Source organism: Streptomyces sp. NPDC001922, from assembly GCF_042891165.1.
Lineage (GTDB): Bacteria > Actinomycetota > Actinomycetes > Streptomycetales > Streptomycetaceae > Streptomyces.
Genome location: NZ_JBIASV010000001.1, coordinates 164,534 through 189,302, shown reverse-complemented (window position 1 = coordinate 189,302; position 24,769 = coordinate 164,534). Strand labels below are relative to the sequence as shown.

The following is a 24,769-nucleotide window of genomic DNA, read 5'->3' as shown; positions in this document are numbered from 1 at the left end:
CGCCACCTCGTGGTGGCCGCGCCACAACCACCCCGCCCCCCGCCGCCCCCCCCCCCCCCCGCCCCGGCGCGCCCCCCCCCCCGCCCCCCCCCCCCGGGGGGCGCCCCCCCCGGCGCCCACCGGTCTGTGTGCGTTTCTCCGCGGCGGGGTCCGGTGCGGTGCCGAGGGCGCTGGCTCGACGAACGGGAGCCCGCACTCTTCCATTTCGGCGCTGGTCGCCGGTCGCCTGCCGTCGTGGCGAGCCCGGTGCTGCCGGGAACGGCGCTCAACCGGCTCCGAGAGCGGCGCCGTCAGGGCACCTCTCAGTGCACCTCGGTGACCACCACGTCCAGCTGCCAGGGCCGGCCCGCCTTCGCGGGTGCCTCCGCCTCCACCACGTGACCGAGGTCCCGCAGCGCCGTCACGAGCTCCGCCGGGTCCGCGGGCTCCGTGCCCGTCGTCAGCAGATCCCGGACCAGCCGTCCCTTCGTCGCCTTGTTGAAGTGGCTGACCACCGACCGCTTCTCGACGCCGTCCACCGTCCGCGCGTGCAGCACGCGGACGGTGGCGGTGCGTTCCGCGACCTCGCCCTTCGGCTTCCAGGCGGACGTGTAGGCGGAGGACCGCAGATCCAGCACGAGCCCGTCCCCGGCGGCGGCCGGCATGACCTGGGCCATCGGCCCCCGCCAGTACGCCCCGAGCGCGCCGAGCCCCGGCAGCTTCACCCCCATCGAGCAGCGGTAGGAGGGAATGCGGTCGGCGATCCCCAGCGCGCCCCAGAGCCCGGAGAAGACCAGCAGCGACCGCTCCGCGCGGCGCCGCGCCGCGCTGTCGAGCGTGGCCAGGCCCAGGGCGTCGTACAGCACGCCCGTGTAGATCTCGCCGGCCGGACGGGCCGGTGCGGTGCGCAGCCCCGCGTTCTTGGCGACCTCGCCCCGCAGCCCCTCGCTGAGCCCGAGGACCTCCCGTGCCTTCTCCTCGTCGCCGCCGCACAGCGACACCAGCTCGTCGAGCACCGTGGCGCGCGCCTCCCGGAGCCCGGGCAGCGACAGCCCCGCCGGGTCGAGCGGCGCTCCGGAACCGCCGGCGGCCTTTCCTTCGGACGGCGGCAACAGCACGAGCACGGAAGATCTCCTTCACACGGGTGAGCGGGGGCCACGGCAGACCGGACAGGGCCCCGCCGCAGCCTAACGGCCCCGCGCCCTGCCCCCGGACGGCCCGAGCCCTCCTCCTTCGCGCTGCGGACCGCCGACTTCGGGTGACCGGCCCGCCCCGACCGGCGGGTACCATGGTCGGTACGGCAGACGAGCCGAGCGGGCGGCCGCGTCGGGATCCCCGGATCCCGCCGAGGAACGTCCGGGCTCCACACGGCAAGGTGGTGGGTAACGCCCACCCGGGGCGACCCGCGGGACAGTGCCACAGAAAACAGACCGCCGGAGGCCGCGAGGCTTCCGGTAAGGGTGAAACGGTGGTGTAAGAGACCACCAGCGTCCGAGGTGACTCGGACGGCTCGGTAAACCCCACCTGGAGCAAGGTCAAGAGGGGCCGCCGCAAGGCGGCCCTGCGCGGATGACCGAGGGCTGCCCGCCCGAGTCCGCGGGTAGACCGCACGAGACCGGCGGCAACGCCGGTCCTAGATGGATGGCCGCCTCCTGCCGGGCCGCGAGGCCCGGTGGAGACAGAACCCGGCGTACAGCTCGACTCGTCTGCCCCCTTCATGCCTCCTGCCTGCGAGACCTCCGGACCGATGCGTCCTGGGGGTGAACTCCCGGACCACGGCAATGCCTCCGAATTTGCGGCCGGCCGCCGGGTGTGGAAATCACCGGCCGCGCCCCGGACTTGGCCGCCGTCCTTGCCGAGGAGGCGCGCGTACCAAGGTTGCGGAATTCAACTTTCTTCAGTCGCCGATTTCCGTGGGCCGGGCCATCGGGTGGAGCTCTGGCCAAGGTTACTCGCGAGAAGGGACGCCGGTCCCCTAGGGTGATCGCCGATCGGCCCCCGCTCGCCTGCGGATCCAGATGACAATTCGGGCTCTTTCCGCTGATCCAAGGATGTCCTGCCAACACGGGATGTACCTGGCGCGGCCGGAACGGCGTGGTGTCGGCGATCCCGGACGGGCGTCGGCCGTGCAGGTATCACCGGTCGCCGTACTGTTCCCGGGACTTCGCACCTCCCGGGACTCCGTACGGCGGCTCCTTCTCATTCACCTACCTCGCGGAGGCAAGGCAGAGATGGCGCGAATTCCACAACAGAAGAACAGCGGGGCCGGGCAGGGAGTTCACCCTGTCGATGAGGTGCTTCCCCTTCCGAAACTCTCCCTCTACGGCTTCCAGCACATTCTTGCGTTCTACGCCGGCGCGGTGATCGTGCCGATTCTCCTCGGCAACGCGCTGGGGCTGTCCCATGACGAACTGGTCTATCTGATCAATGCGGACCTGCTCACCTGCGGTATCGCTTCGATCATCCAGGCTCTCGGCATCTGGCGGATCGGCGCTCGGCTGCCCCTTGTTCAGGGTGTGACCTTCACCGCGGTCTCACCCATGATTGCGATAGGCATCGGCGCGGGCGGCGGCACCGCCGGTCTGCTGGTGGTCTACGGCGCGGTGATCACAGCCGGTATTGCCACTTTCCTGTTCGCGCCGTTCTTCAGCAAATTGGTGAAGTTCTTTCCGCCGGTCGTCATCGGCACGATTCTCACCATCATCGGCCTCACTCTCATCCCGGTGGGCCTGCAGGACGCGGCCGGCGGCGCGGATCTGATGGGCGAAGCGGCGTACGGTTCCCCGAAGAACCTCGCCTACGCCCTCGGCACGCTGCTCTTCATCCTGCTGGTCGTCAGGATCGGAAAGCCGTTCCTGAGCAGCGTCGCGGTGCTGATCGGCCTGGTCTTCGGCACCGCGGTGGCGTGGCTTCTCGGCGACGCCGACTTCGGCGCCGTGGGCCGGGCCGACTGGTTCGGCGTCAGCACGCCGTTCCACTACGGCATGCCCAAGTTCGAACTCTTCCCGATCCTCGCGATGACCATCGTCATGCTGATCACCATGGTGGAGACCACTGGTGACGTCTATGCCATCGGTGAGATCACCGGCAAGAAGGTGGACGGCGAAACGGTCGCCAGCGCCCTGCGCGCCGACGGCATCGCGACCGTCCTCGGCGGCGTCTTCAACTCCTTTCCCTACGTGGCCTTCGCGGAGAACATCGGCCTGGTGCGGATGACCAGGGTGATGAGCCGCTTCGTCGTGGTCGCGGCGGGTGTCTTCATGATCATCCTGGGGCTGCTGCCGAAGGCGGGCAGCCTGGTCGCCGCCATTCCGCATCCGGTCCTGGGCGGTGCGGCGGTCGCCATGTTCGGCATGGTGGCGACGGTCGGCATCCAGATCCTGGGCAAGGTCGACCTGCGCGAGGAGCGCAACGCGCTGATCCTGGCGGTCAGCCTCGGCGTCGCGCTGCTGCCCACCACGGTCGCGCCGTTCTTCGACCGGATGTCGGACGACCTCCAGGCGGTCCTCGACAGCGGGATCACCCTGGGCGGCCTCACCGCCATCCTGCTGAACCTCTTCTTCAACGTCTTCACCCGCCGTACGGCGATGGAGATCGACTGGGACGAGATCGAGCGGGACGGCCCGGCCGACTCACAGCTGGGCACCGCGGAGCGCTGAACCCGCTGCGGGCCGGGGCCGGGGCCGGGGGCATCCCCGTGCCTCCGGCCCGCGGGGCGCCGTCCGTGCGGGCTTGGGGCCGGACCCCGCAGGGCGCCTCAGCACCCCGTTGGGAGCCGTCGCCGCAGGGTGCCGTTCCGCGGCCCGCGCGGTGCCGTCCGGCACGCGCAGGGCGGCCGCCGGGGAGAGCGCCGGATGCTCGGCGGGCAGCCGCCGCGTGCTCGGCGGGCGCCGCCGATCGCTCCCCGGACGCGGAGCCGCGGCGGCCGGGTCCGCTCAGAGCACGGTGTTGAACGGGGGTACCTCGCCCGCCTCGCCCACCAGCTCCCAGAAGTGATCCACCAGCCGCCGCAGGTAGGCGGAGCGCTCCGCCGCGACCTCCTTCAGGCGGGCGTCGTTGTTCCGCGCCACGACATGACCCATGTAGCGCTCGGAGAACTCGGCGAACTCCGCGTGCATCGTCCGCAGCGCGTCACTCACCCGGCTCTCGTTGATCGCGGCGATCTCCGCGACCGCGGCGACGTGGGACTTCCAGCGGCCGTCGATGGCGGACCGCAGGTGGTCGGCCAGCTCGTCCACCCGTCCCATGATGTCGACGAGTTGGCGCAGCGAGAGCCCGAGCGTGTCCACCAGGGCCCGGGTCTGCCGGTAGTCGCCGTCCCAGCGTTGCGCCGCCTCGGCCGCCTGGTACTCGGCGACGGTCATCCCGATCCGGCCCGCCAGGCGTTCCGCGCTCAGCTGGCGGGCCAGCCGGTGTTCGGCGAGGGTGCGCGGCTGCACTCCCATCAGCACGGTCGCCGGGCACCAGAGGGTGTCCGCCAGGGCGAAGAGCTGCGGTTCCGTGGGGATGTGCGTGCCCTGCTCCCAGGCGACCACGGCTTCGGGAGGGATGGGGACGCCGCACGCCCCCATGGTCTGTGCGACTTGAACTTCTGTCAGGCCCATTCGAATGCGAGCGGCTCTGGCCTCGGTGGGGGAAAACGGAGTTCTGAGCACGTACGAGACACCTCGCTGCACCCATCCGGACATATGGGTGCTTGGGGGGAGGGGCAGGTGGAGGAACATCCAGGAGCGGGCAGATTAACAGATGATCCATTGGTAGGAAGTGCCAGCTTCCCTTCGATCCCAAGGCGAATGCAGGAACTTTCAACTACTCGCTGGTATTTGCCCCGGCCCCGCGTACCGTGCCGAATCCGATGCACTGGGGCGGACCGGCGGAACTGCCTTTATCCGCAACTCCTTTGATGGTCATTCCCTTGCGTCTCCCTGTGCTGTCGTCCAGGTCCCGGGTACGCCGCCCCTCGGCTGTGCATGTCGTATGCCGTGGCCGGGCCCGCAGGTCACCGAGGTGATCCGCACCTCGGGTACATCCAGAACGATTCGCCCGGCGGCGACAACCGTTCCGAATGGATCACTCGATGACAAGTGGGTGAACATCCACAACAACCGAGCCGGTCCGGTTCATCCCGGCGCACCGCGCCGAGGGTTCTGTGCCGGAGGGTCCGGGGGGGTCCGTTACGCCATGGGCCTGGGCCAGTGATCCAGGTCGCCGCCGCGCCACTCGATCACCGCCGGGTCGTCGAGCGTGGGATCGAGACCGGCCTCGCGCAGGAACTCGCACACGTCCCCCCGGCCGTGGGCGAGGCCCACGATCTGTCCGTGCACGGTGATGCGGCGCCCGCCCGACGGGGACGGCGGGTGCACGATCACGGGCGGGTGCTCGGCCATACGTCCAGGGTGCTGTGCGAGCCGCCGGGGCGCATCCCGGTCGGTCGCCGGGCGGGCCGATCCCCACGACGGGCCCATCCCAACGCGAGGCCGCGGACCGGCCGCAGCCCTCCTGCGCACACGGGGTGTGAACGCCGCATCTGTGGACGGCCCGCGCACACCCTGCCGGGGTGCCGGCGCGTGCGCTTCACTCGGACCGTGGCCGCCGCTTCGCGCGCCGCGGCCCGCCCCGCCCCCGCCGCGCCCCCTCCGTGCCCCCGCGGCGGAGGGCGGGGGTCCGCGGCGTCAGCCGGTCCCCTGGGAGCCGCCGTCGTTGCCGGAGGGCGGGTTCGCCGGTGGTGTGGTCTCGCCGGACGGGGTGGAGCCGGGGGTGGACGTCTGCTGGGCGGGCGGCGACTCGGCCGACGGCTGCGGCGGAACGCTGGGTCCCGGCACGGGCGCGGTGGCCGACGAGCCCGGCGGCTGCTGCGGGAGGGGATGTCCGTCCCCGCTGTCGGGGGACGGCGAGCCGGAGCGGTCGCCCGGCTCGCCGGAGGGGGCGTCGGATGCCGACGGCGATGCCGATGCCGACGTCTCGTGGGAGAGGCTGCCCGCCTTGTCGTCGCCGGGGCCGCCCGCCGGGCCGCCCGGTACTCCCGTGGCCTCGACGGTTCCCACGCGCCGGGGGTCGTCGTCCGCGGGGGCCGCGTTCGGTACGCCGGGCAGGGGGAGGAGGGTGCTGGGCGCGATCGGTGTCGCGCCCGTCAGGCTGAGGACCAGCCCGGTGGCGTAGAGGGCGCAGACCGCGCCCACGGCCCGGCCGGTGCGGCTCATGCTCCGGATGCGTCCGACGGAGACCCGTCCGTGCGCGCAGGCCGCCGCGGGGGCCGTACCGGCCGGCGCCGCGGCGGCAGCGGCAGGCGCGGGGGCCTCGGCCGGGGCGGAGGTGGCGGCCTTCCCGGAGCGGGACCCGGAGTCTGAGCCGGAGCCGGAAACCGGGCCCGGGCCTGGGGCGGGCGTGGTCGCCGGGGCGGGCTCCGCCGCTGCCCCTGCCGCTGCTCCGGCGCCGGCCTTCGCGCCGGACCGCCGCCAGCCTCGGCCGGCGGGCCTCCGGCCGTCGGCGGGCTTACGGCCGGTGTTCGCCGTGGGCTGCGCCGCCGCCTGTGCCGCCGCCTTCGTCGTCGGCCTCCGGCCGGCCTCCGCCTCGGCCCCGCTCCGGGCGTCCAGCGCGGTGGTCGGAACGTCCGATCGCACGGAGCGGGGCGGCACCGGGCCGTCGTCCGGCTCGGAGAGGGAGTCCACGGACTGCTCCGCGAGCAGATCGCCCGGCGCGGGCGCAGGCCAGACGACGGGCGCCGGGTCGGCTGTGGGGGTGGTCGGCGGGCGCGCCTCCGGGGAGGGCTCCGGCGGGTTGTGCCTGGAGAGCATGAGCGGCAAGGTAACGCCCCGCAACCGGATTCAGCGGGTGATTACCCCACTCAGTCGAAATAGCCCGCCAAATGGTCGAATTCAGCCACGCCCGATGTACGGCATCGTCGTGGCCATCACCGTGGCGAACTGGACATTGGCCTCCAGCGGCAGTGACGCCATGTGCAGCACCGTCCGCGCCACATCCGCCGCGTCCATCACCGGTTCGGCCGCGAGGGTGCCGTCCGCCTGGCGCGTCCCGGTCCGCATCGCCTCGGTCATCTCGGTCGCGGCGTTGCCGATGTCGATCTGCCCGCAGGCGATCCGGTGCTTCCGGCCGTCCAGCGACAGCGACTTGGTGAGTCCGGTCATCGCGTGCTTGGTGGCGGTGTAGGCGACGCTGTCCGGCCGCGGCGCATGGGCCGAGACGGAACCGTTGTTGATGATCCGGCCGCCCCGCGGATCCTGGTTGCCCATCTGCCGGAACGCCGCCTGGGCGCACAGGAACGCTCCGGTGAGATTGGTGTCGACCACCGACTGCCAGTCCGCGTACGCCAGCTCCTCCAGCGGCACCGCCGGGCCGAAGCCCCCGGCGTTGTTGAAGAGCAGGTCGACCCGGCCGAAGCGCCCGGCCGCCGCCCGGAACAGCTCCGTCACCTCGGCCGGCCGGGTCACGTCCGTCGGCACGGCCAGGACCTGCCCGTCCGCGTCCGCCAGGCGTGCCGTCTCCGCCAGCGCCGCCGCCCGGCGCCCCGCCAGCGCGACGGCCCAGCCGTCGGCCGCCAGGGCCCGGACGACCGCTCTGCCGATGCCCGATCCGGCGCCGGTGACCACCGCGACCCGCGGGCCGCTGCCGCTCTCCGTCATGGCCCGCAGGGTACGGGACAGCGGCGGGATTGCCCCCGAACGCCCCTTCGGGAGGCGAAGCTCATCGACTCGCCATGTACGTGTTGTGCTCGCGACAACGCGCGGCCTCTCCCCGGCACTGGAATTCCGCAGTACAACACCCGTCAGGGGAGGGGCAGATGACTATCCCGTACCGCACGGAGCTCCGGGCCGCCGCCGCACACCTGGGCCGGCGGCGCTTCCTCACTGTCACCGGCGCGGCCGCCGCGCTCGCCTTCGCCACCAACCTTCCGGGCACCGCCGACGCCGCCGATCTCGACGCGCGCCGGGCGCTCACCGACGATCCGTTCACCCTGGGTGTCGCCTCCGGCGACCCGCTTCCCGGCTCCGTCGTGCTCTGGACCAGACTCGCCCCCGAGCCGTACGAGACCGGTGGCGGCCTGCCCGCCGCCCGCGTCGACGTCGACTGGGAGATCGCGCGCGACGAGCGCTTCTCCCGGGTCGTCCGCCGCGGCACGGCCACCGCGCACCCCGAGTTCGACCACACCGTGCACGTCGAGGCCGACGGACTCGCCCCCGACTGCGTCCACTACTACCGCTTCCGGGCCGGCTCCTGGATCAGCCCCGTCGGCCGCACCCGCACCGCGCCCGCCGCGGGCGCCCGGCTGAACGACCTGCGCCTCGCCGCGGTGTCCTGCCAGGCCTACCACGACGGGTACTTCACCGCGTACCGGCACCTCGCGGGCGAGGACCTCGACGTCGTGTTCCACCTCGGCGACTACCTGTACGAGTACGCCGTCGACGCGGCCGGCGGGGCCCGCAAGTACACCGACCGGAAGCTTCCCGCGGTGTTCAACCGGGAGACGGTCACCCTGGAGGACTACCGGCTCCGGTACGCCCTCTACAAGACCGACCCGGACCTGATGGCCGCCCACGCCGCGCACCCCTTCGTCGTCACCTGGGACGACCACGAGGTCGAGAACAACTACGCCGACGACGTCCCGGAGGACGGCGGACCGTCCGAGGACTTCCTGATCCGCCGCGCCGCCGCCTACCGCGCCTACTGGGAGAACCAGCCGCTGCGCCGGCCGCAGCGGCCGAACGGCCCCGACATGCGTCTCTACCGGCGGCTCGGCTTCGGACGGCTCGCCCGGTTCGACATCCTCGACACCCGCCAGTACCGCTCCGACCAGGCCCAGGGCGACGGCTGGCAGGTCCCGGGGCCCGAGTCGGAGAACCCGTCGCGCACTCTGACCGGGGCCGGCCAGGAACGCTGGCTGCTGGACGGCTGGCGCTCCTCGCAGGCCCGGTGGAACGTGCTGCCCCAGCAGGTCACCTTCGCCCAGCGGCGGTCCACCACCGACGCCGACTACAAGGTGAGCATGGACGCCTGGGACGGCTATCCCGCCTCCCGCCGCCGGGTCCTCGCGGGGGCGCAGGCGGCCGGGATCGACAACCTTCTGGTGCTCACCGGCGATGTGCACGTGAGCTACGGGATGGACATCAAGGCGGACTTCCGGGACCCGGGCAGCCGGACGGTCGGCACGGAGCTGGTCACCACCTCGGTCTCCAGCGGCAAGGACGGCGCCGACCGGCCCGCCAACTGGGCGACGTACATGGCGGCCAACCCGCACATGAAGTGGTACAACGGCCGCCGCGGCTACCTCACCGTCACCCTCGGGACGGCGGAGGCGCGCGCCGACTTCAAGACCGTCAAGGCGGTGACCACCCAGGGGGCGGCGCTGACCACGGCGGCGTCGTTCGTCACCGAGGCGGGGTCGCCGGGGCTCGAACCGGCCTGAGGCCCCGGCCCGACCTTCGAGGACCGACGCCGGCGGCCCGAGGTCTGAAGCCTGCCGTCCGCGGGCCGACCGCGCGACGGGCGGCAGGCCGCGGGCGCTGCCCGCCCGGCGGACGGCCGGTGGGGCGGACACCGCCCGGTGCCCGCCCACCGGCCCTTCCGGCATCCACCGGCCCTTCCGGCATCCGCCGGGGCGCCCCGGCTCGGCGCGGGCCGCTACTCCTCGCCCGGGTACCGGACCCCGATGCGGCCCCGGACCGCGTCCAGCGTGCGCATCACCGCCCGGCTGCCGTCCAGCGGCACCAGCGGGGACTCCGTCTCGCCCGCCCGCAGACAGCGCATCACCTCCAGCGCCTCGTGCCGCAGGCTGTTGCGCCGGCCCTCCAGGGCGAACTCCTCCGGCTCCCGGCCCGGCCGGTGCAGCACGAAGCGGTCCGGATAGAAGAAGCCGCGCGGGAACTCGATCCGGCCCGCCGTACCCGTCACCGCCGCGGTCATCGGGGTGTCCGCGGTGATCGAGCAGCTCAGCAGGGCCACCGCGCCCGAGTCCCAGCCGAGGAGCATCCCGGTGTTGGCGTCCACGCCCTCCGGTGTGAGCTCCGCCCTGCCCTGTACCTCCGACGGCTCGCCGAGGACGAGATGGGCCAGCGAGACCGGGTACACGCCGAGGTCGAGGAGGGCCCCGCCGCCCCGCGCCGGATCGCGCAGCCGGTGCGCCGGACCGTACGGTCCGGGCAGTCCGAAATCGGCGTGCACGCTCCGGATCTCCCCGATCGCCCCGTCGGCTACGATCTCCACCATGCGACGCATGACGGGATTGCAGTAGGTCCACATCGCTTCCATCATGAAGCGGCGGCGCTCCCGGGCCAGTTCCACCAGCTCGTCCGCCTCGCGGGCGTTGAGGGTGAAGGCCTTCTCGCAGAGCACCGCCCGGCCGGCCTCCAGGCACAGGCCCGCCGCCGCCCGGTGTGCGGAGTGCGGAACGGCGACGTACACGACGTCCACGCCGTCGTCGGCCGCCAGCTCCGCCCAGCTGCCGTAGGCCCGGGGTATGCCGAACCGCTCGGCGAAGCCTCTCGCCGTGCCGGTGCTGCGGGAACCGACGGCCACGACCTCGGCCCCGGGCAGCTCCAGCAGCTGCGCGGTGAAGGACGCGGCGATGCCGCCGGTCCCGAGGATGCCCCAGCGCACCCGAACGTCCTGCACAGGCACCGCCCCCGTCACCGTGGACCAGTCGTCATGCTGAGTGCATGGTAAGGATTCAACGAAAGTGGAGAGCCGAATGCAGGAAACCGGCCCGATGCGACCGGAAAAGTTGTCAGTTCGACCCGCTCAGGACAGAGAGCGGGTCATATCGGATATGGCGGGGGTGCCGGATGGGCGGGGAGACCCGGAGGAAGGGGCGGCCGGGAGCGCCGCCGCGGGCCGAGGGGCGGTGCCGGCCGTGACTGCCGACCGGGACGGGGCACTCGGAAGCACCGACGGTCGCGACCGGGCCCCGGGGGAGCCACCTGCCGGCGGGGAGGACCGCGCAGGAGCAACGGAACGGGCAGCAGCAACGGGACGGGCAGCAGCGGCGGAGCGGGCCGGAACGGCCGGCCGCGTGGAAGCGGCGGCTGCGGACGGACGCACGGAAGGAGCGGCTCCGGAACCGCCGGCCGGCCGTGCCGCGCTGCTCCTCGTCCTCGTCCTCGGCGGGCTGACCGCGCTGGCACCGCTGTCGATGGACATGTACCTCCCCGCCCTGCCGGCCGTCACCGACGCGCTGCACACCCCCGCCGCCACGGTCCAGCTGACCCTGACCGCGTGCCTCGCCGGCATGGCGCTGGGCCAGCTCGTCGTCGGCCCGATGAGTGACAAGTGGGGCCGCCGCCGGCCGCTCGTCGCCGGCATGACGATCTATGTCGTCGCCACCGCCGTCTGCGCCTTCGCGCCCACGATCGAACTGCTCATCGCCTTCCGGCTGCTCCAGGGCCTGGCCGGGGCCGCCGGGATCGTGATCGCCCGGGCCGTGGTGCGCGACCTCTACGACGGCGTCGCCATGGCCCGGTTCTTCTCCAGCCTGATGCTGGTCTCCGGCGCCGCACCCGTCGTCGCGCCGCTCGTCGGCGGACAGGTGCTCCGGTTCACCGACTGGCGGGGCGTCTTCTACGTCCTCGCGGGCGTCGGCACCCTGATCACCCTGCTGGTGGTACGCCGTCTCGGCGAGACGCTGCCCCCGGAGCGGCGGCACAGCGGCGGGCTCGGCGCCACCCTGCGCACCATGCGCGGGCTCCTCGCCGACCGGGTCTTCACCGGCTACATGCTGGCCGGCGGCTTCTCCTTCGCCACTCTCTTCTCCTACATCTCCGCCTCGCCCTTCGTCGTCCAGGAGATCTACGGCGCCTCCCCGCAGACCTTCAGCCTGCTGTTCGGCCTCAACTCGGTGGGACTGGTCGCGGTCGGGCAGCTCAACGGCAAGCTGCTCATCGGCCGGGTCAGCCTCGACAAGGCGCTGTCCGTCGGCCTCGCCCTGGTGACCACGGCGGCCGTCGCGCTGCTGCTGATGGCGTCCGGCGTCTTCGGGGACGTGGGGCTCGGCCCGGTGGCCGCCGGACTGTTCGTGCTGATGTCCGCGATGGGCGTGACGCTGCCCAACACCAATGCGCAGGCCCTGATGCGCACCCCGCACGCCGCCGGCTCGGCCTCCGCGCTGATCGGCACCTGCTCCTTCCTCGTCGGCGCGGTCGCCTCACCGCTGGTGGGCATCGCGGGGGAGCGCACGGCCGTTCCCATGGCGCTCGTCCAGGTGGTGTGCGGCCTGCTGGCGGTGACATGTTTCCTGGGGCTGTGCCGCCCCTGGCAGCAGCGGAACGCCGAGGGGACGGACCGCGGCCGGGCCACGGAAGGAGCGGGGAGCTGACCACGCCACGACCGCACACGCGCCTGCACGCCGGCACCCCGGCGCGCGCCCGGCTGGACGCCGCCGAGCTGCACGAGCTCGTCCGCGAGGTGCGGCGGCTGCCCGAGGGGGAGCGCCCCTGGTGCGCGGGTGCGGTGGTCCTCGCCGGCCGGGGCCCGGTCGTCGCCGTCGAGCAGGCGGCCGGCTGGGCCGTGCGCTACGCGGGATACGACGCGGCTGCCGACCGGGGCGTCGAACTGCCGCGGGGGGCGTGGGAGCCGATGCGCACCGGCACCGTCTTCGACCTGGCCTCGCTGACCAAGCTCTGCACGGCGATCGTCGCGGTGCAGCAGATGGAGCGGGGCGTGCTGGAGGCCGGACGGCCGGTCGCCGCGTACGTCCCGGAGTTCGCCGTGGCGGGGAAGGCGGACGTGACCGTGCGGCAGCTGCTCACCCACACCTCCGGCCTCCGCCCCGAACTGCCCTTTTACGAGCGCGCGGGCCGGGCCGCGCGGCTGGAGATGCTGTGGGACGAGGAGCCGGTGGCCGCGCCCGGCTCCGGCCGGCGCTACTCGGACCTCAACATGATCGCGCTCCAGATGGTGCTGGAACGCATCACGGGCGAGGGGCTCGGCGCGCTCGTCCGCACCGGGATCACCGGCCCGCTCGGGATGTCGGCGACCGGCTTCCGGCCGGTCGGCACGTTGCCGGGCGGGGCGGGGGACGGTCCGGCGGAGGTGACAGGTGACGGTCCCACCGGGGCGGCGGGCGTCGGCGGGGGCGGTGTGCCGGGTGACGGGTCCGCCGGGGCGGCCGGTGCTCGCGGCCGGGCCGGGGTGGCGGCCACCGAGGATCAGAGCAGGCCGTGGGCCAAGGCCGACCGGGGCATGCTGTGCGGCGAGGTGCACGACGAGAACGCCTGGGCGTTCGGGGGAGTGGCCGGCCACGCCGGGCTGTTCTCCACCGCGTGGGACCTCGCCGTGCTCTGCCGGGCGCTGCTGAACGCCGGGACGTACGAGGGTGCCCGGATCCTCGCCCCCGCCTCGGTGGACCTGCTGCTGGCGCCGCCGGGGCTGGGTTTCGAGGTGGACCAGCCGTGGTTCATGGGGGAGCTGGCCGGCCGGGGCGCGGCCGGGCACACCGGATTCACCGGGACGAGCCTGGTCCTGGACCGGGCCACGGACAGCTTCCTGGTGCTGCTCGCCAACACCGTCCACCCGCGCCGCAGGCCCGCGGACAGCGTCCCGCGCGCGACGGCCGCGACCCGCCTCGCCCGGGCCGTCCGGGCCGCGGACGACCGGGACGCCGCTGCCGGGGAGGGGTGACGGCGGGCGGAGCCGGGTGAGGGGCCACGAGGAGCGGCTTGAGGCGACGGCCGGTGGTGAGTGCTCGCGGCGAGAGGCGGTGGCGGCGGGACGGCCGCGGCCACCGCGCGGCGTGAAGGTGCCGGGGCACCGAACTAGACTCCTTCGGATGCACGCCCCTGATTCCCCCCGCACCGGCGCCGTCACCGTGCCCGAGGCACTGCGTACGGCACTCGCGCGGCTTCTGGACGGTCTGCCGCCCCGGCAGGCCGCACAGGCGGTCGACCGGCTGATCGCCAACTACCGGGGGCGCACCCCCACCGACGCCCCGGTGCTCCGCGACCGCTCCGACGTGGCCGCGTACGCCGCGTACCGGATGCCCGCGACCTTCGAGGCCGTCCGGGCCGCGCTCGCCGCGTTCCGGGAGCAGCTGCCCGAGTGGTCGCCGGCGAGCCACACGGACGTGGGCGGCGGCACCGGCGCGGCCACCTGGGCCGTGACGGCGGCCTGGCCGGAGGCGGAGCGCCGCACGACCGTGCTGGACTGGGCCGAGCCCGCGCTCGCGATCGGCCGCGAGCTGGCGGAGGACTCCGGCTTCCCGGCGCTGCGCGCGGCCGGCTGGCGGCGCGCGGCGATCGGCGGCGGACTGGAGCTGCCCGAGGGCACCGACCTGGTCACCGTCTCCTACGTGCTCGGCGAGCTGACCCCCGGGGACCGCGGGTCGGTGGTCGACGAGGCGGCGCGCGCGGCGCAGGCGGTGGTGCTGATCGAACCGGGCACCCCCGACGGCTACTTGCGGATCATCGAGGCCCGGGACCGGCTGATCGCGGCCGGACTGCGGGTCGTCGCCCCCTGCCCGCACAGCGCCGCCTGCCCGATCGAACGGGGCCGGGACTGGTGCCACTTCGCGGCCCGGGTCGGCCGGTCCTCGCTGCACCGGCAGGTGAAGGGCGGCTCCCTGCCGTACGAGGACGAGAAGTTCAGCTATGTGGCGGCGGTGCGCTTCCCGGCGGCCACCGCCGAGCACCGGGTGGTACGCCACCCGCAACTCCGCAAGGGACAGGTCCTGCTGGACCTCTGCACCGCCGACGGGGCGCTGCGCCGCAGCACGGTGACCAAGCGCCAGGGGCCGCTGTACCGCGCCGCCCGCGACACGGAGTGGGGCGACAGCTGGCCGCCGCCGCGGGAACCGGACGGGCCGGACGCGGCGGAGTGACACCGCGCCGCCACGCCTGAGGGGCGTCATCTCCGACGGTGCCGCTGCGCCTGATGACTCTTGTGTCTGACGGCCCTTGCGCACGAGGGCCGTTGGGCCCGGTGGACGGACCGGGCCCCGGACGGTGGCCGCCGGCCGGGGTTTCCGCCCCCGGCCGGCGTTCCGTCCCGGCCGGCGCGCTCTCCGGCGGCCGTGCGCGGCGCCGCCCGTTGCGCCCCGGTCAGTCCGCCGAACGCAGCTCCATCGTGCAGCACTTGACGCTGCCGCCGCCCTTCAGGAGCTCCGACAGGTCCATGCCGACCGGTTCGTACCCCCGCTCCCGCAGGGGATCGAAGAGGCCCAGCGCCGCCTGGGGGAGCAGGACGTGGTGGCCGTCGGAGACCGCGTTCAGCCCGAACGCGGCGGCGTCGGCCGCCTCGGCGACGATCGCGTCTGGGAAGAGGCGGGCGAGGACGGCCCGGCTGCCGGGGGAGAAGGCGTCCGGGTAGTACATCACCTCGTCGTCGGCGAGGACGCAGAGCGCGGTGTCCAGGTGGTAGTAGCGGGGGTCGATCAGGTCCAGACCGATCACCGGGCGGCCGAAGAACTCCTGGGCCTCCGGGTGGGACAGCGGGCTGCTGCGGAAGCCGCGGCCGGCCAGCAGCCAGGAGGCGGTGACGGCGAAGTCCCCCTCGCCCTCGTTGATGTGCACCGGTTCGCGGACCTCGGCCTCGTCCCAGCCGTGGGAGCGGAACCACTCCCGGTGCACCGCGGCCTCTCCGGTCCGCTCGGGATGGGCGAACCGGGCGCCGAGGACCCGGCCGTCCACGACGGTCGCGCCGTTCGCGGCGAAGACCATGTCCGGCAGATCGGGCCGCGGTTCGAGCACCTCCACGGTGTGCCCGAGGGTCCGGTAGCGGTCGCGCAGGTCCTCCCACTGCGCGAGGGCCAGTGCGAGATCGACCGGCTTGGTGGGGTCCATCCAGGGGTTGATGGAGTAGGTGACCTTGAAGTGCGTGGGTGGGCACATCAGGTACCGGCGAGGACTGAACGATGAGCGCAAGGAGGTCTCCTCACGGTGGAATGGGGCGCAGACGTGAGATACCTGCACGCTCACATGTTCCACCGTCCGGCCCCGCCGCGCAGTGATCCGTACGGATGAATCGCGACGGGGCTGGGGCCTGTCAGTCCTCTTGCGCTCCGGCCCGGGAATCCCCCGGTCCGTCCGCTTCCCGGGCGGGCTCCCGGGCCGCCCGGAGGGAACGCAGCAACTCCCGTTTGACGGCCTGCGGGTCGCTGCCGCCGCCCGCGGGGCGGCCGCCCCGTCCGCCGCGCAGCGCCGAGCGGGACAGATTGCTGCGGGTACCGCCCACGCCGAGCATGGAGCCGGCACTGCCTCGGGTCATGAGTCCTCCTCGGTCGAGCATCCGAGACGGTTCGTCTCGCTGACAATTCCGAGTCTGCACGGAACGTATCGTCTCGTCAAGACGAAACGTCTCGCCTCATGCTGGTAAATTCGAACCATGCCTCAGACCCGGACCCCCGATTCCACCCGCCGCAGCGAACGTTCCCGGCAGGCGATCCTCGACGCCGCCCTCGAACTCGTCGGAGAGGTCGGCTTCAACAAGCTGACGATCGAAGCCATCGCGGCCCGTGCCGGTGTCGGCAAACAGACCATCTATCGCTGGTGGCCCTCGAAGGCCGCCGTGCTGTTCGACTCCTTCCTGGCCCTCAGCGGGCAGGAGGAGGGCGGCCCGGTGCTGCCCGACAGCGGTGACCTCGAGGCCGACCTGAAGCTCGTCCTGCGGGCCACGGTCGACGAGCTCAACGACCCCAAGTACGACCTGCCCAGCCGTGCGCTGACCGCCGAGAGCCAGAACGATCCCGAGCTCGCCCGCGAACTGACCGGCCGGGTCCTCGAACCGCAGCTCGTCGCCTTCGAGGAGCGGCTGGGCACGGCCCGGGAGGCCGGAGAGGTCGCCGAGGACACGGATCTGCGGGTGGCCGTGGAGATGCTGGTCGGGCCGCTGTACCACCGGTGGATGCTGCGCACCCGCCCGCTGACGCACGACTTCGCGGACAGCGTTGTCGAACAGACCCTGCAGGGGCTCCGGCCGCGGGGATAGCTCCGCAAGGTCCCGCCACCGCCGTGCAGGACGGGGATGCGGGGCCGGTCGTGGTCCGCATCGCATGGCTGCGGCCGGTGCCTTCGTGACGGACTCGGTGCCCTCGGCCGGCTCTTCCGCTTTCGAGGCCGCCGCGCCCCGCGCTGACAGGCCGTCGTGCCCCGTCCTGACAGGCTGTCGTGCCCCACCCTGACAGGTCGCCGCGCCCCGCGCGGACAGGCCGCCGCGGTGTCCCGCTCCGTTCGCGGCGCCCGGGGTGCCCGCCGTTCAGCCGCTCCCCGCGCCCGCGCCGCTGCCCGCGCCCGGGATGCGCTCCGCCGGGGTGGCCGCGAGCAGCGCCGGGGCGTCGGTGATGATCCCGTTGCAGCCCAGCCGCAGGGCGCGGTCGCGGTCCCGCGGAGTGTTCACCGTGTGCGCCCACACCCGGGGGATGCCGGAGGCGACGGCCCGGCGCAGATCCGCGTCGCTCGCCCGGTGGTCCACGTCCAGCAGCGCCACGAAATCCCGCCACCGCTCGGGCCGGTCGTGGCGCAGCTGGCGCGCCGAACGCCACAACTGGGCCAGCAGGCCCAGCCGGTGGGCACGCCGGGCCAGCCACGGCCGGTTGGTGTTCACGAACACCGCGTGGGCGAGCCCCCGGGCGTGGATCATCCGGGCGAGCCGCGACAGGCTCCGCGGATCCTTGGCCTCCAGTATCAGGACGCTCCGCCCGCCGAACCGGTCCAGCACCTCCGCCACCGTCGGCGCGGGCTCCGGCCGCCAGCCGCGGCGCAGCGCGCCCCGGGGCCGGATCCGTACCGCCCGCCACTGCCACCGGCTCAGCCGGTCCACCGGCCCCCGCAGGTCGGTCGTCCGGTCCAGCGAGGCGTCGTGCATCACCACCAGCGTGCCGTCCCGCAGCATCCGGGTGTCGGCGTCGAGCACCTGGGCCGTGCCCCGGCCGAGCGCGGTCAGCAGGCCCGACATGCTGTTCTCCGGAACCTCCAGCGCGCCGGCGCGGTGCGCCGTGTACACGGTTCCCGACAGGTCGTCGACGGTCCGCCCGGCGGCGGCGACGTGCACCGGCACGATCGGCCCCGCCAGGGACATCGCGAGGACACCCGCCAGCAGGGGCCTTGTGACCATGAAAACAACGCTAGGGCGGGATTTCCCGGTATGCCCTGTCATGGTGCCCCAATGGATGGCGGAACCCACACACCCGGATGCGTAGTCCGGCCCCCGGGGGAGGAGGATGGTGGCAGCATTGATCGGACAGCGGTCGAAGTGAGGGGATAGATGGACTCCGACAACAACCGCAGTCGCGGCGGGGAAAGCAGGTTCTCCCAGTGGCTGCGCCGCCGTCCGAGAAGCGGTGCGGGCGCTCCGGGCGCGGCTGCGGCGGACGCCGGCCGCGAAGATCTGCTGCTGGCCGCGGCCGCGGCGGGCTTCCCCCTCGCCCAGGCCGCCTACCCCTCCGGCTACGGCTGTTCCTGCGACCGGATCGGCTGTCCCACGCCCGGCCGGCACCCCGTCTCCTTCGCCTGGCAGACCCAGGCCACCACCGACCCGGAGAAGATCGGCCGCTGGCTGCGGGCCCAGCCGCAGGCCAACGTCATCACCGCCACCGGCATCAACCACGACGTGCTCGACGTGCCCGCCGACGCCGGGCTCGACGCCCTGGAGCGGCTGGAGGCCGACGGGGTGGAGGTCGGCCCGGTCGTCGCCGGCGGGGAGGGGCCCCGGGGCCGGGTGCTGTTCTTCACCGCCACCCGCGGCACCCCGGACGACGAGGACGAGTGGTGGCCCTGCGAGCTGGACTGCCACCCCGAGACCCTGGACGAGCACCCGGGCCTGCGCTGGCACTGCCGCGGCAGCTATGTGCTCGTCCCCCCGTCGCGGCTGCCGTCCGCCGGTCCGGTGACCTGGCTGCGCGGGCCGGAGCGGCCGCTGCCGGATCCGCTGACGCTGCTGGAGACGCTGACGGACGCCTGCGCCCGGTACGCCACCGACGACACCGACCACCACTCGGCGGCCTGGCCGCTGCACCACTGATCACGCGCGGGGCGGCGGTCACGTCACGCATGGGGCGGTGATCCCCGAAGGGGGCCGGTCACGTCGAGGGCGCCTGCCCCGACCTGCTCAGCCCCTCACAGGGTCACTTGCCGCGCGCGGCGGTCACGCCCTCCAGCCGGTTGAGGACGGCCACCGGGCCCCGCGCGGGAATCCGGGCCGCCGACTCGGAGACCCTGGAGAGGATCAGCGCGCGCTCCGGCTTGCCCTGCATCAGGGCCTTAGCCGTGGGGTCCTTGACCTCACCCACCCGCGAACCGGCCGCCATCGTCCGCTGCTCGGCGTGGTGCGCGGCGAAGAACGCCAGCGCGCCGCCGTCCTCCGTGCGGAGTGCCACCGGCGCGTACTGCGGGGGCTTCGCGGGCTGGTCCCGGTAGTCCGTCCAGAACTGCGGGGTCTTCAGCAGCTTCTTGCGCGTCGCCCGCTGGCCCGAGGTGGCCGGGCCGTCGGCGAACACCCCGCCCCGGCCCGTCTGCAGATAGCCGGTGTACGTGCTGCTCAGCCGGCCCGGGGCCAGGGCCAGACCGGACGACGAACCGGCCGCGACCGGCTCGGCCCAGCCGTCCTCGTCGGTCCGGAACGCCGGCACCTCGTCCTTGCTGAGGATCGAGAGGTACGAGACCTTCCACGGGTCGGAGGCCCGGGAGCGGGTGAAGACCAGCAGCCAGCGGAAGTCGTTGCGGTTGCTCTCGGTGTCCGCCACGAAGAACTTCGGCCAGCCGGCCTGCTTCGGGATGGTGTACTGCGCGTCCGTCAGCTCCAGCGGAGGGAAGCCCGGGTTCCCGTCGGGGCTGTTGACGCGCTGCGCCTTCACCCGGGGCTCCTCCATGGCCAGCAGCGCGCCCGTCTCGACCTCCGCGGCGGCGGCCGGATCGCTCTTCCGGTACGCCGTGTTGTAGCCGTCGGTGAAGCGCTCCAGGGCCTTCGCCGCGTCAGCCTTCCGCGCCGCCGGGATGACCGCCCGTTCCCCGTGCACCGTCACGCACCCCGTCAGGCTCAGCAGAGCTGCGGCTGACAGGAACGCCGTCACCTGGGACCACCTGCGGGGCGTCCGTATCATCGGGTCGCGACTCCTTCGAGGGCTCCTCGGGGGCTGCTTGAGTCGGCGCAACCCTACCCGGGGCGAAGAACAGGGCGAGGGTGGGGATCACGTACAGCGTCCACACCACGACCTGGAGCACCGTCGGGTCCGGCTGGAAGTTCAGCGTGCCCTTCAGCAGGGTGCCGTACCAGCTGTCCGGCGGGACGGCGGCGCTGATGTCGAACGCCTTGGTGCCCAGCCCCGGGAGGAAGCGCGCCTCCTGCAGATCGTGGAAGCCGTACGCCAGCACGCCCGCCGCGACGACCACCAGCAGCGCGCCGGTCCAGGTGAAGAACTTCGACAGGTTGATGCGCAGCGCGCCGCGGTAGAACAGCCAGCCCATCAGCACCGCCGAGACCAGGCCCAGCAGCACGCCGATCAGCGGCCGGGCCGTGCCGTCGTCGGTGGCCTTCACGGCCCGCCAGACGAACAGCGCGGTCTCCAGGCCCTCCCGGCCGACAGCCAGGAACGCCGTCGCCACCAGGGCGCCCGTGCCGACGGCCAGCGCCTGGTCCAGCTTGCCCTGGAGCTCGGCCTTCAGATGCCGCGCGGTGCGCCGCATCCAGAACACCATCCAGGTCACCAGGCCGACGGCGACGATCGACAGGGAGCCGCCGAGGAGTTCCTGGGCCTCGAACGTCAGCTGCTGCGAGCCGTACTCCAGCACCGCGCCGAACGCCAGGCTCACCCCGACCGCGATGCCGATGCCCGTCCAGATCGGGCGCAGCGCGTCCCGGCGCCCGGTCTTCACCAGGTACGCCACCAGGATGCAGACGACGAGGCTGGCCTCCAGGCCCTCGCGGAGGCCGATCAGAAAGTTGGCGAACACGCCGGTCACCGCCTCTTCGTGGCGTCGAAGAGCTCCCGGCCCCACCAGTCGTCGCGGCCGCGGACGCCCGGCGGGACGGCGAACAGGGCCGAACCGACGTGCTGGATGTACTCGTTGAGCGCGTCGATCCGGGCGAGGTTGCGCTGCACGGGAACGAACCCGGTGCGGACGTCGCGCTGGTAGGCGATGAAGAACAGCCCGGCGTCCAGCAGCCCGAGGCCGTCCGTGCCGTCCGTGAAGGAGTAGCCGCGGCGCAGGATCCGGGCCCCGCCGTTGCTGTCGGGGTGCGCCAGGCGGACGTGCGCGTCCTCCTTCATGGCCTTCAGGTCCGGCTCGTCGCGCTCGCGGCGCTTGCCGTAGGGGGCGCCTTCGCCCTTGTCGCGGCCGAAGATGTCCTCCTGCTCCTGCAGCGAGGTGCGGTCCCAGGTCTCGATGCGCATCCGGATCCGCCGGGCCACCAGGTAGGAGCCGCCCGCGAGCCACTCCGGGCCGTCCTTCTCGGACACCCAGACGTGCTTGCGGAGGGCGGGGGCGTCGGTGCCCGCGATGTTCCGGGTGCCGTCCTTGAACCCCATCATGTTGCGCGGGGTCTGTGCGTCGGGCGTGGTGGACGAGGTCTTGCCGAAGCCCAGCTGGGACCAGCGGATGGCGACCCGGCCGAAGCCGATCCGGGCGAGGTTGCGGATGGCGTGCACCGCGACCTGCGGGTCGTCCGCGCAGGCCTGGACGCACAGGTCGCCGTCGCTGCGGTCCGCGTCGAGGTTGTCGCCGGAGAACGTCGGCAGCTCGATCAGGGCCTCGGGCAGCTGGGACTTGAGGCCGAAGCGGTCCTTGCCGTCCCGCTCGAAGAGCGTCCGGCCGAAGCCGATCGTGAGGGTGAGCCGGGACGGCTTGAGGCCCAGGGCCTCGCCGGTGTCGTCCGGCGGCGCCTCCGGGATGCCGGGGACCGCGCCCTCGCCGACGGAACGGCCCGCGGTCATCGCCGCCGCGGCCTCGGTCCACTCCTTGAGCAGGGCGATCAGCTCGTCCCGGGAGTCGGTCTTCACGTCGAACGCGGCGAAGTGCAGCCGGTCCTGGACGGGCGTGGCGATGCCGGCCTGGTGGCGGCCGTGGAAGGGCACCGCGGCGCCCGCGGCGCCGGCGAGCGCGGGTGCCGTGTCGTCGGCGGTCAGCGCGGCGGCGGTGCCGCCGGCCGCGGCGGCGCCCAGCGCGAGCCCGGCGCCGCCCCAGCCCAGCAGCGAGCGGCGCGACGGCGTCCGGCCCGCGGTTGTTCCGGTGGTCTCGTCGGTCTCGGAGTTCATGATTCTCCCTACTTCACGACGGCGGCGGCGAGCTTGGACAGCGGCTCGGCGAGGGCGTTGACCCCGTCGGACAGCTCCTTGCGGTCGGCCTTGCCGACGGTGTCGTAGGAGTCGAACGCGTAGGAGTCCTTGTCCTCGCGGTACTGGTCGAGCAGCTTGTCCAGCGCCGCGAACTGCCGGTCCAGCTCCTTGACGAGAGCCGGGTCGTTCTTGCCCGCGACCGGCTTGAGCAGCTCGTAGGACTTCTCCGCGCCCTCGACGTTGGCCTTGAAGTCGACCAGGTCGGTGTGGCTGTAGCGCTCCTCCTCACCGGTGACCTTGCCGGTGGCGACCTCGTCCAGCAGCTCCTTGGCGCCGTTGGCCATGCCGGTCGGGTCGATCTCCGCCTTGCCGACGCGCTTCTGCCAGTCCTCGAGGTCGGTGACGAGCTGAGCGGCCAGGTCCTTCTCCTCCTGGCCGATCTTCTTGTCCTTCCACAGCGCCTTCTCCAGGCGGTGCCAGCCGGTCCACTTCTGGCCCTTCTCCAGCCCGTCCTCGCGGAGGTCGACCTTGGGGTCGATGTCGCCGAAGGACTCGGCGACCGGCTCGGTGCGCTCCCAGCCGATGCGCGACGGGGCGTACGCCTTCTTGGCGCCCTCGACGTCGCCCTTCTTCACCGCGGCTACGAACTTCTCGACCTCGGGGAGGGTCTCGTCGGCCTGGACCTGGACGTACTTCCGGTAGGCGGCGACCGCCGCGTCCAGCCGCGGGTCCAGCTTCTTCGCCGCGCCCTCGCCGGTGGCCTCGACCTTCTGCCGGATGCCGTGGCCCTTCATGCCGGGCTTGCAGGCGATCTCGTACGAACCGGCCTTGACGGTGGTGGTGATCGTGGCCTTGGTGCCGGGGCCGATGTTCTCCCGCTCGGTGACGATGCGGTCACCGGGGGCGTAGACGTAGACCTCGGTGGTCTTCGCGCCGGTGTTCTCCACGGCGAGCTCCACGTGGCCTGCCGCGAACTTCTTCTTCGACACCTTGCACGCGGTGTCCGAGGCGGTGATCTCGATCGCCCCGGGCCCCTTGGCGTCGGTCTTCTCGGCGCAGCCGGTGACCGCGGTGAGGGCTGCCGCGGCGACGGCCGCCAGGGCGGCACCGGAGGTGTTTCGGACGACTCGCATTCGTGGCTCCAGGCATGCTCGGACAGAGAAGGGGGGTGGCGTGTGAGGCTGACCTAAGTTATCCGAGGCTTACCTGATCTCTCTCCGGGGGTCCAGTGATCCCGGTCTCACCGGAAGCGGTCCGGAACGGCTGTCGGACCCCCGTGCCATCATGATCGTGCGTTTGTGCGGGGGGCTTTTCCGTGAGCGGACATCTGGGGGGATGATGGCTCGGACCATGACATTCGGTGCGGCGCTCGGTGAGCTCCGCAGCGCGCAGAAAACGGCCAGGGGAGTGTCGCTGTACTCGCGGCACATCAACCGGCCGGCCGGGAGGATTCTCGCCGCGGCGGCCTGCCGCGCGGGGCTGACGCCGAATCAGGTCACCCTGGTCAGCGCCGCCTTCAGCTTCTCCGCGGTGGCGGCGGTCGCGGCCTTCCCGCCGTCCTGGCCGCTCGCCGTCGCCGTCTGGGCCGGCCTGGTGGTGGGCTTCGCGTTCGACTCGGCGGACGGCCAGCTGGCCCGGCTGCGGAGAGTGAGCAGTCCGGCCGGAGAGTGGCTCGACCACGTCGTGGACTGCGCGAAGATCACCGCGCTGCACGCCGCGGTGCTGGTGTCCTTTTACCGATTCTTTGACCTGCCGGGCCCCGGCTGGCTGCTGCTGCCGCTCGGATTCCAGCTCGCGGCCGTGCTGATCTTCTGCGGCGGCCTGCTCACCGACAAGCTCAAGCCGAAGCCGGCCGCCGGGGCGCCCGCCCCGCCCGCCGCCGCACCCTCACCCCTGCGGGCGGTGGCGCTGCTGCCGGTCGACTACGGCGTCTTCTGCCTCGTCTTCCTGACGCTCGGCAGCGAGCGGGCCTTCCTCGGCGCCTACACCGCGCTGGCCGTGGTGCACGGCCTCTTCCTGGCGGCCTTCATGGCGAAGTGGTTCCGGGAACTGTCTGCGATACGCCCGGCGTGACCAGCGCCTCCAGGGCGCGCCGCAGCTGGGTGCTGGAGGTGTGGACGGTATAGGGGAAATAGACGACCTCGACGCCGACGGTGGCGAAGTCGCGCTCCAGCCGGTCCCCCTTCGGGGTGCCGCGCCAGTCGTCCCCCTTGAAGATCACGTCGAACCGGACCTGCTGCCAGGTGTCCAGCTTGTCCGGCACGGTCTCCACGAACGCCGCGTCCACGAAGCGGATGCTGCGGACGATCTCCAGGCGCTCGACGAGCGGAACCACCGGCGCGCGGCCCTTGGCCAGCTCCGCCATCTCGTCCGAGACCACCCCGGCGACCAGGTAGTCGCACTGGCTGCGGGCGTGTCTGAGGATGTTGAGATGGCCGACGTGAAAGAGGTCGTAGACCCCCGGTGCGTAACCCACGGTGTGCGGCATGCGAAATGGACCCCCCCACTCGCGACGCGCTCCCCAGCGCGTCAGAGCCACCGACGATAGTCGGGAGCGGAGCCGCCGACCGGAAGATTGCGAAA

The 24,769-nt window shown here is 73.0% G+C and carries 22 protein-coding genes and 1 other RNA gene; 9 read left to right on the top strand and 14 right to left on the bottom strand.

What is annotated here, in order from left to right:
* Positions 1–302 precede the first annotated feature (302 nt).
* Entirely contained in the window at positions 303–1,103 is an 801-nt protein-coding gene (yaaA, locus tag ACFYYR_RS00790; protein ID WP_388845231.1) for a peroxide stress protein YaaA, read from the bottom strand.
* A gap of 181 nt (positions 1,104–1,284) precedes the next feature.
* On the opposite strand from yaaA, the gene rnpB reads away from it, so the two are divergent.
* Positions 1,285–1,688, top strand: an RNA gene (gene rnpB, locus ACFYYR_RS00785) — RNase P RNA component class A.
* 585 nt (positions 1,689–2,273) lie between these two features.
* Positions 2,274–3,638 carry a nucleobase:cation symporter-2 family protein gene (locus tag ACFYYR_RS00780; RefSeq protein WP_388845228.1) on the top strand — a complete coding sequence of 455 codons (1,365 nt, stop codon included), beginning with the start codon at positions 2,274–2,276 and terminating at the stop codon, positions 3,636–3,638.
* Positions 3,639–3,914: 276 nt separating this feature from the next.
* On the opposite strand, the gene ACFYYR_RS00775 is transcribed toward ACFYYR_RS00780, so the two are convergent.
* The 4 genes from ACFYYR_RS00775 to ACFYYR_RS00760 form a co-directional block, all read right to left on the bottom strand.
* The gene (locus ACFYYR_RS00775) at positions 3,915–4,583 is read right to left on the bottom strand and encodes a transcriptional regulator (protein ID WP_388845225.1); all 669 of its coding nucleotides are present in this window, start codon (positions 4,581–4,583) and stop codon (positions 3,915–3,917) included.
* Positions 4,584–5,153: 570 nt separating this feature from the next.
* Positions 5,154–5,366, bottom strand: a complete 213-nt coding sequence (locus ACFYYR_RS00770) for a hypothetical protein (protein ID WP_388845223.1) — start codon at positions 5,364–5,366, stop codon at positions 5,154–5,156.
* Positions 5,367–5,651: 285 nt separating this feature from the next.
* Positions 5,652–6,773, bottom strand: coding sequence for a hypothetical protein (locus tag ACFYYR_RS00765; protein ID WP_388845221.1), 1,122 nt, complete (start codon positions 6,771–6,773; stop codon positions 5,652–5,654).
* Positions 6,774–6,854: 81 nt separating this feature from the next.
* On the bottom strand, positions 6,855–7,619 hold the full coding sequence (locus tag ACFYYR_RS00760; protein WP_388845219.1) for an SDR family oxidoreductase: 765 nt from the start codon (positions 7,617–7,619) through the stop codon (positions 6,855–6,857).
* Between the two features lie 158 nt (positions 7,620–7,777).
* Between ACFYYR_RS00760 and ACFYYR_RS00755 the strand changes: the two genes are divergently transcribed.
* Entirely contained in the window at positions 7,778–9,400 is a 1,623-nt protein-coding gene (locus tag ACFYYR_RS00755; protein WP_388845216.1) for an alkaline phosphatase D family protein, read from the top strand.
* Positions 9,401–9,615: 215 nt separating this feature from the next.
* Here ACFYYR_RS00755 and ACFYYR_RS00750 read toward each other — a convergent pair whose 3' ends face one another.
* Complete coding sequence (locus ACFYYR_RS00750; RefSeq protein ID WP_388845213.1) at positions 9,616–10,590, bottom strand: Gfo/Idh/MocA family protein; 975 nt, start codon at positions 10,588–10,590, stop codon at positions 9,616–9,618.
* A gap of 412 nt (positions 10,591–11,002) precedes the next feature.
* Here ACFYYR_RS00750 and ACFYYR_RS00745 point away from each other — a divergent pair, with 412 nt between their 5' ends.
* The 3 genes from ACFYYR_RS00745 to ACFYYR_RS00735 all read left to right on the top strand — a co-directional run bounded on the left by ACFYYR_RS00745 (position 11,003) and on the right by ACFYYR_RS00735 (position 14,800).
* Positions 11,003–12,301, top strand: coding sequence for a Bcr/CflA family multidrug efflux MFS transporter (locus ACFYYR_RS00745; protein ID WP_388845210.1), 1,299 nt, complete (start codon positions 11,003–11,005; stop codon positions 12,299–12,301).
* The gene (locus tag ACFYYR_RS00740) at positions 12,238–13,605 is read left to right on the top strand and encodes a serine hydrolase domain-containing protein (protein ID WP_388846397.1); all 1,368 of its coding nucleotides are present in this window, start codon (positions 12,238–12,240) and stop codon (positions 13,603–13,605) included. The genes ACFYYR_RS00745 and ACFYYR_RS00740 overlap by 64 nt, the downstream gene beginning before the upstream one ends.
* A 148-nt stretch (positions 13,606–13,753) precedes the next feature.
* Entirely contained in the window at positions 13,754–14,800 is a 1,047-nt protein-coding gene (locus ACFYYR_RS00735) for a small ribosomal subunit Rsm22 family protein (protein WP_388845207.1), read from the top strand.
* A 220-nt stretch (positions 14,801–15,020) separates the two neighbouring features.
* Here ACFYYR_RS00735 and ddaH read toward each other — a convergent pair whose 3' ends face one another.
* Complete coding sequence (gene ddaH, locus ACFYYR_RS00730) at positions 15,021–15,842, bottom strand: dimethylargininase (protein ID WP_388845204.1); 822 nt, start codon at positions 15,840–15,842, stop codon at positions 15,021–15,023.
* A gap of 121 nt (positions 15,843–15,963) precedes the next feature.
* Positions 15,964–16,185 carry a DUF6243 family protein gene (locus ACFYYR_RS00725; RefSeq protein ID WP_388845201.1) on the bottom strand — a complete coding sequence of 74 codons (222 nt, stop codon included), beginning with the start codon at positions 16,183–16,185 and terminating at the stop codon, positions 15,964–15,966.
* Between the two features lie 117 nt (positions 16,186–16,302).
* Here ACFYYR_RS00725 and ACFYYR_RS00720 point away from each other — a divergent pair, with 117 nt between their 5' ends.
* Complete coding sequence (locus tag ACFYYR_RS00720) at positions 16,303–16,905, top strand: TetR/AcrR family transcriptional regulator (RefSeq protein ID WP_388845199.1); 603 nt, start codon at positions 16,303–16,305, stop codon at positions 16,903–16,905.
* Positions 16,906–17,172: 267 nt separating this feature from the next.
* On the opposite strand, the gene ACFYYR_RS00715 is transcribed toward ACFYYR_RS00720, so the two are convergent.
* Complete coding sequence (locus ACFYYR_RS00715; protein WP_388845196.1) at positions 17,173–18,030, bottom strand: glycerophosphodiester phosphodiesterase; 858 nt, start codon at positions 18,028–18,030, stop codon at positions 17,173–17,175.
* 150 nt (positions 18,031–18,180) lie between these two features.
* Between ACFYYR_RS00715 and ACFYYR_RS00710 the strand changes: the two genes are divergently transcribed.
* Positions 18,181–18,936, top strand: a complete 756-nt coding sequence (locus ACFYYR_RS00710) for a bifunctional DNA primase/polymerase (protein ID WP_388845193.1) — start codon at positions 18,181–18,183, stop codon at positions 18,934–18,936.
* 103 nt (positions 18,937–19,039) lie between these two features.
* Here ACFYYR_RS00710 and ACFYYR_RS00705 read toward each other — a convergent pair whose 3' ends face one another.
* Genes ACFYYR_RS00705 through efeO form a run of 4 tightly spaced genes read right to left on the bottom strand, consistent with a single transcriptional unit; the run spans position 19,040 to position 23,319 of the window.
* Positions 19,040–19,936, bottom strand: coding sequence for a hypothetical protein (locus ACFYYR_RS00705; protein ID WP_388845190.1), 897 nt, complete (start codon positions 19,934–19,936; stop codon positions 19,040–19,042).
* The gene (gene efeU / locus ACFYYR_RS00700; RefSeq protein WP_388845187.1) at positions 19,887–20,864 is read right to left on the bottom strand and encodes an iron uptake transporter permease EfeU; all 978 of its coding nucleotides are present in this window, start codon (positions 20,862–20,864) and stop codon (positions 19,887–19,889) included. Before efeU ends, ACFYYR_RS00705 begins: the two co-directional genes overlap by 50 nt.
* Before the next feature lie 5 nt (positions 20,865–20,869).
* Complete coding sequence (efeB, locus tag ACFYYR_RS00695) at positions 20,870–22,165, bottom strand: iron uptake transporter deferrochelatase/peroxidase subunit (RefSeq protein ID WP_388845185.1); 1,296 nt, start codon at positions 22,163–22,165, stop codon at positions 20,870–20,872.
* 8 nt (positions 22,166–22,173) lie between these two features.
* Positions 22,174–23,319: an iron uptake system protein EfeO gene (gene efeO / locus ACFYYR_RS00690; protein ID WP_388845182.1), complete on the bottom strand. Its 1,146-nt coding sequence runs from the start codon at positions 23,317–23,319 to the stop codon at positions 22,174–22,176.
* A gap of 217 nt (positions 23,320–23,536) precedes the next feature.
* On the opposite strand from efeO, the gene ACFYYR_RS00685 reads away from it, so the two are divergent.
* Positions 23,537–24,259: a CDP-alcohol phosphatidyltransferase family protein gene (locus ACFYYR_RS00685; RefSeq protein ID WP_388845179.1), complete on the top strand. Its 723-nt coding sequence runs from the start codon at positions 23,537–23,539 to the stop codon at positions 24,257–24,259.
* Here ACFYYR_RS00685 and ACFYYR_RS00680 read toward each other — a convergent pair.
* Positions 24,213–24,674: an adenylyltransferase/cytidyltransferase family protein gene (locus ACFYYR_RS00680; protein ID WP_388845176.1), complete on the bottom strand. Its 462-nt coding sequence runs from the start codon at positions 24,672–24,674 to the stop codon at positions 24,213–24,215. The genes ACFYYR_RS00685 and ACFYYR_RS00680 overlap by 47 nt on opposite strands.
* Between the last annotated feature and the right edge of the window lie 95 nt (positions 24,675–24,769).